The organism is Campylobacter aviculae, from assembly GCF_005406215.1.
In the GTDB taxonomy this organism is placed as follows: Bacteria; Campylobacterota; Campylobacteria; order Campylobacterales; family Campylobacteraceae; genus Campylobacter_D; species Campylobacter_D aviculae.
This window is the reverse complement of sequence record NZ_NXMA01000015.1, coordinates 18,706-29,928: the sequence shown is the minus strand read 5'-3', so window position 1 is coordinate 29,928 and position 11,223 is coordinate 18,706. Positions and strand designations below refer to the sequence as shown.

General features: G+C 29.7%; 8 protein-coding genes, 1 tRNA gene and 1 pseudogene. 5 read left to right on the top strand and 5 right to left on the bottom strand.

Going from position 1 to position 11,223, the window contains the following annotated elements; translation table 11 throughout:
• The 4 genes and pseudogenes from CQA76_RS09080 to CQA76_RS07755 form a co-directional block, all read left to right on the top strand.
• Nucleotides 1–502: pseudogene (locus tag CQA76_RS09080) on the top strand (hypothetical protein); the annotation flags it as partial.
• 239 nt (nucleotides 503–741) lie between these two features.
• Nucleotides 742–1,221 (top strand): hypothetical protein, encoded by a 480-nt coding sequence (locus CQA76_RS07765; RefSeq protein ID WP_137622833.1) that lies wholly within the window; start codon nucleotides 742–744, stop codon nucleotides 1,219–1,221.
• 12 nt (nucleotides 1,222–1,233) lie between these two features.
• Nucleotides 1,234–2,187 carry a hypothetical protein gene (locus CQA76_RS07760; protein ID WP_137622832.1) on the top strand — a complete coding sequence of 318 codons (954 nt, stop codon included), beginning with the start codon at nucleotides 1,234–1,236 and terminating at the stop codon, nucleotides 2,185–2,187.
• Between the two features lie 113 nt (nucleotides 2,188–2,300).
• Entirely contained in the window at nucleotides 2,301–3,785 is a 1,485-nt protein-coding gene (locus CQA76_RS07755; protein WP_212741548.1) for a Cj0814 family flagellar-dependent secreted protein, read from the top strand.
• A gap of 140 nt (nucleotides 3,786–3,925) precedes the next feature.
• Here the strand turns inward: CQA76_RS07755 and CQA76_RS07750 are convergent.
• From CQA76_RS07750 to fspA, 5 genes are all read right to left on the bottom strand, one after another.
• Nucleotides 3,926–4,000: transfer RNA gene (locus tag CQA76_RS07750), tRNA-Gly, on the bottom strand.
• Between the two features lie 75 nt (nucleotides 4,001–4,075).
• A complete protein-coding gene (locus CQA76_RS07745) occupies nucleotides 4,076–6,661 on the bottom strand; it encodes an autotransporter family protein (RefSeq protein ID WP_170999732.1) in 2,586 nt (861 codons plus the stop codon).
• A gap of 174 nt (nucleotides 6,662–6,835) precedes the next feature.
• Entirely contained in the window at nucleotides 6,836–8,002 is a 1,167-nt protein-coding gene (locus CQA76_RS07740; protein WP_137622831.1) for a molybdopterin molybdotransferase MoeA, read from the bottom strand.
• Nucleotides 7,999–9,255, bottom strand: a complete 1,257-nt coding sequence (murA, locus tag CQA76_RS07735) for a UDP-N-acetylglucosamine 1-carboxyvinyltransferase (protein ID WP_137622830.1) — start codon at nucleotides 9,253–9,255, stop codon at nucleotides 7,999–8,001. Before murA ends, CQA76_RS07740 begins: the two co-directional genes overlap by 4 nt.
• 61 nt (nucleotides 9,256–9,316) lie before the next feature.
• Complete coding sequence (fspA, locus tag CQA76_RS07730) at nucleotides 9,317–9,745, bottom strand: flagellum-secreted nonflagellar protein FspA (protein WP_232364920.1); 429 nt, start codon at nucleotides 9,743–9,745, stop codon at nucleotides 9,317–9,319.
• A 186-nt stretch (nucleotides 9,746–9,931) separates the two neighbouring features.
• Between fspA and CQA76_RS07725 the strand changes: the two genes are divergently transcribed.
• Complete coding sequence (locus CQA76_RS07725; protein WP_137622829.1) at nucleotides 9,932–11,215, top strand: GntT/GntP/DsdX family permease; 1,284 nt, start codon at nucleotides 9,932–9,934, stop codon at nucleotides 11,213–11,215.
• Nucleotides 11,216–11,223: the final 8 nt, after the last annotated feature.

The following is an 11,223-nucleotide window of genomic DNA, read 5'->3' as shown; positions in this document are numbered from 1 at the left end:
AGAAAGTTTATTTTTTAATTCTTATGTAGTTGAAGATGCTGCCAAAGCAAAACCTGCTACTGATATTTTTAACAATAACAATGGCGGAAAAGAAAATATGTTAGGTCTATTTTTTGATACTACCCCAAGCAAATATAGAAATCCAGATGGCACTATAACCAAAGGTGGACTTTTGGTGGCCATAGTAAATCAAAATCTCTATACTATAGAAGGTGAAACTACACCATCAGGTAAAGTTGAAGGCTTTGATAAATCTATGAGTGGCGAAGAGGTAAGAAAAGCTTGGAATGATTGGAATTCTAATCTCAAACTTAGTAAAAATGTAGTTCAAGGATCAGGAATTATCGATATGGATGCAACTACTAATCAAAACTACAAAGATCCTATATCTGAAATGTTTGAAGATATGGAAAAATTTCAAAAAGAACAATTAGAACGTTTAGAAAAACAAAGAAAAGCAAAAAGACTGGCTGAACAAAGAAAAGTTGATATAAAAGTTTAGAGTTTATAAAAGTTTTAATCTTTTTAGATTTTAAGTTAATATTATATTTTTTTATTGATATAAATAATATTACTAATTTACACAATTATAATTAAAATATATTAAAAAAATAAAAAACTTTTAAAACACTAAAAATTCATTATAAGTATTACTAAATATCTATAAAATAGAACTTTTAAAAATTTGATTTAAATTATCATTTATGATAGAATTAAACTACATTCTACAAAAGGAGAAACATGTTTAAAAAGTTATTTAGTGTTGCAACTTTAGGTGCTTTATTAACAAGTTCTGCTTTTGGAGATGATTTTCTAGCTAAAGTCAGCAATGGTGCACTCAGTGATAATAGTGCAGGCGTTAAAGTTCTTAACCTTAATGAGATGAAAGATGTTAAGGGTGGTGCTTTTTATCATAGATTAGCCAGGCTTGATAATACTAGATTTCAATTTTGGGTTGCTAGTGATGGAATGTATTTGACTTTTAGTAGTATAACGGGTCAATTAAAGTCTAATCCTGACACAGATTCTGTTAGAAATAAAATGGGATTTCAAGGAAATGGAATTGTGGTTGTGGGATTGAAGGATAAATATATACCAAATAGTTTTTATTTTGCCCTTTATGATACAAAAAGTCAACTACCTCTTAATTTAATAAAACCTTCTATGTATAATACATACGCTCAAAACGAAATGAGAGTTTTTCAGCTTAATGCGCATTAAGGATAATAAAGCATGTATAATGAAATTGGAATTGATAAAAATACATCTAATACTTCTATTATTTATAATAGGGGTTATTATACTGGATGCGACAAGGATATTTGGGAAAGTGAACTTAATAAAACAATTAATGATGTTATCCAAAAAGAGAATAGTAAAGAATTTTCCAAAGATGATTTAAGTAATGTTTTTGCAGAAAATAGTAATAACTATGTTATGGACAACATTGCAAAATATATTACAAATTTAAAAGATTTAGATGGAAATAGCGTAGATTTTAACTCTTTAAGTTCTGATCAACAGTATTATATACTTTTCTTTATTAATAAGCCATTGGAAAATGTTTTAAACTACGGAACTCAAGCTTATCTTAGTGATATAAAAATTAATACAAATGAGAATGATTTTTATATAGAGGCAAATATTCATACTATCGATGGACAAGTTTTTAGTGCAGCATCCAAATTTTCAAAAATGCAAGTAGATATTCCAAAATACGATTATGGAATTTTTGTTGAAAATGCAAATCCAAATCAAGTGCATGAATTTTCATTTGTAAGTCCTAAAAACTTAAGCACAGATGAGAGAAGAGAAATGCTGGAAAAAATAAAAAATTCCGATCTTAAAGATTTGAAAGATTTTGAGGGAAATGTAGAAATAAAACTTATCTCTGATAATGTTACCGGAGGTGGTTTTATGGAACTTAATCTTTTTGAAACTTATAATCTAAAGCTTGATTATGAAAAGGCTATAGTAAATGCTAAATCTTTATTAAAAGATGAAAATTCTAGCAATAAAAAATCCGATGAATTTTCTAATTCGCTTTTAGTATTGTTTTGGAATAATATCAGAATAAATTTAGAAAAATTTAAGGATTTTAATTTAACTAAAATCAATCAAGAAAATGTTTTCATCAAGCAAAAAAATGAGGATGAACTTCTAAAAAGTTTATTGAAAAACATTTAAAGAGAAATTTAAAATTTTACTTCATTTTTATAAATCTATAAAATGTTTCTACCGATATACAAGGTAGAAATGATAAAAATATTATCTACCACTATAACCAAAAAGGCAGTAAAATGATAAATAATATAAATTCTTACTCAAATTATAATTACTATACAAATACTTTAAATTCTAAAAAGAATTCTAAAACAAATGATTTGGTAGATAATAATAAAGAAATAAACAACAATACAAATTTAAATAATAATAACAATATTTCAAACAATACCTCATTAAAACAAACAAATTCAAATTTAGTAAGTGATAAATCTAAGGCTGTAGATAAAATACTAGGTTATGGTGTAGATGAAGATGGTTTTTTTACCAGTGATTTTAATGAAGCTGCAGGAATACCTAAAGACTATAAGATTTATGCTAAAGATGTGGAAAGTTTTGTAGAATGGGAAACAGGAGATAGATATTTTTATGCAACTCATACTTCTATAGACATAGCTAAAACCATAGGAAATGCTTACAAAGTTCTTTCACAACTTATGCCTCAAACCTCAAATTCAAGTCTTAGTGAAGAAGAATTAGCAAATATGCCTTATGCTTTTTATTTAGACAAAAATTTAAATGTTACTAAAACTTTTACCAAAGATGAATATGAAAAAATAGATTTAACCAAAGATAGATTAAATGTTACTTTCAATACTCGGAATGATTCGTATTTTGAAGATATTAGCATTGACAATATTCTTAGTAATAGAAATGGAGATGTAAGATTAAACAAAAATGCTTATATTAATGAAGATGGAAGTATAGATAAGGGTGGAGTTTTAATGGGCTTTTTAAATTCCCAAACTTATGGTGCAACCATGTTTCTTTTAGAAGGTGATACAAGATTATTTGGAAAAATTTTAGTTGATAAAAATGTTAGTGAAGCAGAACGTAATGATTTTCAAAATTTTATGAATAAAAATAAAATACAAAGTGCTTTTTTATATTCAAGTAATCCTAATGAATGGAATCCTTTTGAAGAACGACTATCAATGCAACTTTACATTAAAAGAAGTCAGAACATAGGTAATACTGAACTAGCACAACAAGCTAGAGATTTTGCTAAAGAATACAATGAAATGATTAATTCTAATATGAGTCTAGAAGAATTTAAAGCTAAATATCTTGACTTCAAACAAAGACACGATGAGTTTGTAAAATCACTAAAAGAAGCGGAAAAGGCAAAAGGTATAGATTACGATAAATATCCTACTGGAAAGCTTGTTGATGATACAAAAGCGATTGAAGAAGCACAAAAAAATAAGAGAAAACCCATCCAAGCAGAAAGTAAAAACAAAGAAACTTATAAAGATGATAATATAAGAAATGAACTCATAAAAAAACTTCTTGAAAATAAATTTGATTTAGCAAAAGAATTAGAAATTCTTTTTAATGTAAAAATAGATAATAATAGTTCTAATACTAATGACAATACAAATAACAATTCTAATAGCAATGATAATTCTAACGATAACAATTCCAACTCTAATTCCAATCATCTTAGTAAATTAAGTTCTAAAGCTAAAACTAAACATAGAAGTGTGAATATTAAGGTTTAGAAAATAATTGCTTTTTGTTATTATTGGATAAGTTTGCAAGTTTAAGATAGGTATTTTTTTAAATTCAAAAAAATAAAATTTTATAATTATTTTTTAAAAAAACTAGAACATTAAGGCTAGAAAATTTTTAAATTTTTGTATGGAGCGGGAAACGAGATTCGAACTCGCGACCCCAACCTTGGCAAGGTTGTGCTCTACCCCTGAGCTATTCCCGCATTAAAATAAAAAAACCATAGTATGGAATTTCCACACTATGGTTCGAAAGAGAAAATATGTGCATCTCTCAAATATTAGAATTGATATTTAAGACCAACGTTTCCGCTTACATAAGTTTCATCTTGATCATCAACTTTTCCACCTAGAAGTTGTTTAACTCCAGCAGAGAAAGTAAATGCCCATTGATTAGCAAAATTGATATCTCCACCTAGGATTAATGCACCAAAAGTTTTCTTAGAATCGCTTCCATCTACTGTAAATGAAACTGGACTTCCTACGAATCTTGCAGTGTAATCATCTCCAGATGTAACGATGTATTGTTCAATTTTTGGAATAGCATAGATATAGCTTTGTTTAGATAAGTATTTTCTAAATTCAGCTCCTGCTTCTAAGCTTGCATCAAAATTAGATTGAGATCTAACGTGTTGTGCATAAATTCCACTTTCTGTATAATCAGGTGTGAATGAATAGTAAAGGTTAAGACCTGCTAAAGGCTTGATGTAGAAATTGTTACCGATATCAAATACATAACCATAAGTTCCACTAGCACCTAAGAATTTTCTTGTAAAATCTGAAGAATTTATGCTATTTACAATTTGTCTATCTTGATCAGTCCAGCCAAATTGAGCATAACCTTTGAAATCAAATTCGTGATTTCCATGAAGTGTTCTTGAGTATAAACCAACTTGTAGGTTATCGCTTTCTTGTTTTACTAAATCTGTTTTAATATCAGAGTTTGCATAAGTTAAATAAGCACCTAAAATAGTGTTTTCACCTAATAGACGATCATAACCAATGCTTACACCATATAAAGCACCACTATTTCCATCTACAATGTTTGCACCACCGATTGCGTTAGCCCATACATTGTTTGCATAGCTTCTTGCACCATAAGCAAAACTAGAATCGCTTGCTGTTCCATTTCCTGCAGCAAAACTTTCTCCTGCCATCATAGTTGAGTAAGGATTGCTAAATTTAGCTAAACGATTTGAAATAGCCATATCATTTGCTATATTTATAGCACCTATTGGAGTATTAAGTGCTGAATTTCCAGCATTTGAGTTAGCTGCTTTTTCTACATCTCTAACTACTTTACCATCGCCTAAGATATAATCAGTTGTCCCAGCAATATTACCAGCTACACTAGAATCAGCTAAAGAAACAAAAATTTGTCCTTTTTGACCTTCTTCAACTCTGTATTCATCATATAATTTTGGTGTCAAATGTGCAATTTGAGTTTGAACATTATTAATTAGTGTACGATATTCATTTAAGCGATTTTGAAGCTGATTAAATAATGTTTTATCTTTATTAAGCTGTGCTTGAACATCTTTAATTTTAGCATTATATTTTCCATTAGTATTATTTGCTGTCATAAATTTAATAGAATTTTCAGCCATTTGAATACTTCTTTGAGTATAAGTAATTTGGTTTATTACTTGTACTTTTTTATCAACCAATAATCCACTTGTTCCATCAAGACTAGCAAGTTTTTCAAGATTATCTTTTTGATTTGCAATTTCTTTTTTAATCGCAGTATTTAACATATTATAATCAAGTTTTCCATTTTTTGTATATAGACTCTTATCAAGTTTTCCGGTTACAAAAAGACTTTTTCCTGATTGAACAAGCTTGAAATCCCAAAGATTATCTAAATCTGTATTTGATTTATAAATAAGATCTTTAAATTCATTTTCATAAATAGTTCCTGCGTTATTAGCAAGTTTTGAATTCATTAAATCAGAAGAAATATTGATAAGTCTATTATGCCAAACTAATTCTCCTGCATTATGCGAAGAAGAATCTGTAAACGCTTTTTTGCTATCTATGCCGTTTTCAAATCCTCCAGAAGCACTCATAACATAATAACCATGATCAGTTACACGATTTAAATCTTCTATGCCAGCAACGAATTTTGTATTAGCAGCAGTAACTTTACCATCTACATAAAGACCCGGAGTACCATGCGCTAAAACATTGCTAATAACTTCACTACCTCTAAGAACTAAATTTCCTTTAATCAGTAAAGAACCATCGAAATCTTTTTCTTGGTAACCATTGTTATAATAAGAGCCGTTGATAACATCTATAACAGAATTAATTGCATATACTCCATCTTTAGCAGTGATGGTACTCTTTCCATAACTAGCACTTATTATTGCATTTGTATTTGAATTTGTGCCATTAGATACAGTACCTGGCTGTGGAATTACACCCTTGCCATTACCAGCAATAACAACTTTATTAGCAGTTATGTCAAAAGCATAACCATTATGAACAATATCTTTGTAAATACCACTAGTCAAAGGATTAATTTGATTAAAACCTGTATTAGGATAATTGAGTAAATATCCAAATCCACCTATTGAAACAGAATCAAGTAAAGGTGTAAAATAGAATACTCCTTTTGAACCCACAGTTGCTTGAATAGTTAAATGTTTAATTCTATTTGCATCATCTGTAAAATGTTCTGATCCAAGATTAGAATATACTGGACGATCTTCAAAATGATAAGTATAATGAGATTTATCTTTACTATCTTGAATTAATCCATCATTTGCCATAGGATTATTGATAATAGTTTGTGCATAAGCCGCATTGGCAACTATAAAGCTTGCTGCAATAGCAGAAAGCATAACTTTTTTATGAGAATACATCATAAAACTCCTTCTATAAAAATTTAATAACAAGCGATATTATATCTTAAAATTTTTTAAAAAGCAAGGTTTTTTTCAATAAAAAATAATATTTTTTGGTTATTTACTGGGGGGGGGGGGATTGGATTTTTGGGATTTTAAATGATTAAATTATTGCAAAAATATTATTTTTTAATATCAAAGTTTTAAAAGCCAAATTTGTTCTCCTTTTGTATAATTTTCTACATTTTCATCACTTATGAGTAAAAATTCGCTTTTTATTAGAGGAAGTATCATACCTGATCCAAATTTATTTTCATTAAAAGGGATAAAAAATTCATTTTCTAAATCTCCTAAAATGAAATTATTTCTTCCTTTTTTAATCTTTAAATCCGTCCCCATTTTAGCACTAATTTTTAAAGGTTTTTCTAAAGCATTGCTGAGTAAATGGATGATTTTTTTACCAAAAATAAAACAAGAAAGATATGCAGCCATAGGATTTCCTGGTAAAATAAGAGCTAAATTTTTATCTTTTTTATAGAGTTTGCTAGGACGTGCAGGACGTGCCTTTACACCTTTAAAAATGGCTTTGTATCCTAACTCATCAAAAGCTTTTTCTAAAAAATCCGCCTCACCTACACTTGCACCCCCTGAAGTAATTAAAAGATCAAAATTGGTTTTTGAAAGAGCACTTTTTATGATGTTAAAATCGTCCTTTATAATGCCTAGATAATTAATTTCGCAACTATCTAGCATAGTCATTAAAGGCAAAGCATTGGCATTATAGATATTTTCCTCATTGCAAGTTTGCCAAGGTTCTTTGAGTTCATTTCCGCTTGAAAAAATGCCTATGCGAATTTTTCTTATAACTTGGATTTTATAAATTCCTTGAGAAGCGAGTAGGGCGATGTGTTTAGAATTTAGCTTTGTGCCTTTTTTTAGTAGGAATTCACCTTGTTTTAATTCTTCACCCTTTAAGCGTCTTGCATTAAATTGCTTAGGAATTTTTTTGATGATAAGCTTATTATTTTCTAAAAATTCATCTTCAATCATTAAAATTGTATCAGCATTTTTTGGCATTTTTGCCCCAGTCATGATCTTGTAGCATTCATTTTTGCCAATTTCATAAGTTTTATTATCTCCGGCAAAAATAACACCTTTTATGTTTAAAGACTCCTTTAAATCCGCATAATTAAAAGCATAGCCATCTAATGCTGCATTATCAAAACTGGGTAAATTTTTTTGTGCGTAAAGATCTTCTGCTAGGATACGATCTTTTGCATTTTCTAGATTTATGATTTCAAACTCATCTAAAGGAGTGATTTCATTTTCCAAATCTTTTAAGGTTTCAAAAAGATTTTTCATTCCTCAAGCCTTGTGATTTTAGCCCCTAAAGCTTTGAATTTTTCTTCTAGATTTTCATAACCACGATCTAAGTGATAAATTCTATGCACTCTACTTGTACCCTTAGCAGCAAGTGCGGCGAGTATGAGAGCTGAAGAAGCACGTAAATCTGTAGCCATAACATCAGCGGCGTTGAGTTCTTTTCCACCTACTATGGTTGCAATATGTCCGTTAAGTTTTATATCTGCTCCCATTCTTAAAAGTTCACTTACGTGCATAAAGCGATTTTCAAAAAGCCTTTCATCGATAATGCTTGTGCCATTTGCTTTTAAGGCCAAAGCCATAAATTGTGCTTGCATATCGGTTGGAAAGCCTGGATACTCACTGGTTAAAATTTCTATAGGTTCTATTTTTTTAGCTGGAAGTAAGGTGATATCATCTTTTTCTACTAAGGTTTGAAAACCCATTTGATGAAGTTTTGCTAGAACTGCTCCTAGATGTTCTGGATTGACTTTTTTAAGTTTGATTTGCGAATTAGTAATAGCTCCTGCACAAAGATAAGTTCCCGCTTCGATTCTATCAGGAATCACACTAAATTCTTTAAAATTTAAAAGCTCACCATCTGTGCCATAAATTTCAAGCTCATCACTTCCTATACCTTTTATATCAAGTCCTGTGTTAGCTAACACTTCACAAAGCTGCACGACTTCTGGTTCTTTGGCTACATTTAAAAGTTTGGTTTTTCCTTTAGCTAAAGCTGCAGCCATAATGATATTTTCACTACCTGTAACAGTGATTTTATCAAAAAGAATTTCAGCTCCTTGAAGTTTTCCATTTGCAATCACATAGCCTTGTTTGATTTCTATATTTGCACTCATTTTTTCTAAAGCACTTAAATGCAGATCAATAGGCCTTTGACCTATGGCACAACCTCCTGGTAATGATACTTCACAATGCCCAAAGCGTGAAAGTAGTGGGCCTAGTGTGAGTATAGAAGCACGCATTTTGCGCACGATGTCGTATTTAGCAATGGTTTGATTGAGAGTGCTTGTATCGAGTAATGCAATGTTATTTTCAAAATGAGTTTTTGCGCCTAAATTTTCAAGCAAGGATATTAAGGTTTTAATATCTGCTACATTAGGAACATTGGACATTTTAACTTCATTTTTAGCAAGTATAGTGGAAGCGATTAAGGGTAGGGCGGCATTTTTAGCACCACTGATTTGAACTTCGCCTTGAAGTGAATCAATACCTTCGATTTCTAAAAAAGTCATATTTTACCTTGATTTTAAATTTCAAGTTAATTATATACTTTTTTTTCTTTGTGAAAGTTTATTACTGACTTTGAGCCTCTAATTCTTGAATTTGAGCTTCTATGGTATTGGCTTGCGAACTTAAAACATCGATTTGTTTTTGATAAACCGCCTTCATTTGATCGTTAGCGTTTGCCATTTTTTGTGTTAATTCTGCAATTTTTGCTAAAATTTCAGCCAATTTTGCTATTAAAGCATCAAGAGCAGCATTTCCACCACCTCCTTGTCTGACTTGAGTTTCATTATTGTTTTTTGGGATTTTCTCTTGACTTACAGTGATGGGATATTTTTTCTCTGAATTTTTCTCATTTAAATCTTTTGCCTCTTTAGAAATACTTATTTCTATCGTATTGTTGTTTAGAGCAGTGCTAGAATTATCTTCTTTTTTTGTATCAATTTTAGTATTTTTGGCAAAATATGAATTTGTTTTTTCTTGAAAATTTACCTGCATTGAAAACCTTTTTCATTTTATATCGACTTTTGTTTTTAAAAAAATTTATAGCTTGATTTTTAAAAAACACAAAATGCTTCAAAAAGTAACACAATAAATAAAAAATTTAAAAAATATAAAAATTTTATTCAATTTTATTTTTTTTTTTTTTCTAAATTAAAATAGTTAAAAATAAGGAGGAAAAAAATGGGTCATTTTACGTTAATTTGCATTCTGATTTTAGCTATTATTTTTATAGTTTTTTCTATAACAAAGCTAAAAATTCATGCTTTTTTAGCACTTTGCTTAGCAAGTATTTTTGTGGCTTTGGTTACTGGAATTCCCTTAAAAAATATAGGAGATATTCTTGAAAAAGGGGTAGGGGGAACTTTAGGATTTTTAGCGATCATTATAGGATGTGGTGCGATTTTAGGAAAAATGCTTGAAGTAAGTGGCGGTGCGAGAGTGATTGCAAATTCTTTGCTTTCTTTGTTGGGCAAGAAAAGAGCAGATATCGCAATGATGTTAGTTGGTTTTATAGCAGGAATTCCTGTTTTTGTTGAAGTGGGTTTTGTATTGTTAGCGCCTTTGATCTTTGTTGTGGCTAAACAAATGCAAATTTCAAGAATAAAAATAGGTATAGCACTAGCAACTTCACTGATGTGTGTTCATTGTTTAGTTCCACCGCATCCAGCGGCAACAACTATAGTAGCAACTTTAGGAGCAGATATTTCTAAAGTGATTATTTTTTCATTGTTAGTAGGTCTTGCTTGTGCGTTTTTTGGGAGTATTATTTATTTGAAATTTTTTCATTTTGAAAAAGATGAAGGGTTAGAAGTGGTAACTATTTCACAAGATAATACTCCTGGAATTTTCGCGACTTATTTTACTATATTATTGCCTTTAATTTTAATGCTCAGCAAGGTTTTATTTCACAATGATATCATTGCCTTTATAAGTAATCCTATAGTAGCCCTTTTAATTAGTGTTTTTGTATCTTATTATACCTTAGGTTTGAGATTAAATTATACTATGCAAAATTTATTAGATTTGAGTGCGAATTCTTTTTTTCAAATTGCTGGAATTTTGCTTATAATTGGCGCAGGAGGTGCTTTTAATGAAATTTTAATTCAAAGTCAAATCGGTGATGCTTTAAAAGCGGTTTTGAGTGATTTAAAGCTCAATCCAATATTTTTAGCTTGGCTTATTGCTATTATTTTACATGCTAGTGTTGGAAGTGCTACGGTAGCTATGATTAGTGCTGCTGGGATTGTTTTAAATCTTGAAAGTAGTGTGAGTAAGGAAGTTTTATGTCTTGCTATCGGTAGTGGTGCTATAGGTTGTACCATAGTTACTGATAGTTTGTTTTGGCTTGTTAAGGAAACTTTAAAAATAAATATGAAAGAAATGTTTAAATATTATACAGGTGCGACCGCTATTGCCTCTTTGGTAGGACTAGGTTTAAGTTTTATTTTGTCAAATTTTATTTAAAGGATGAA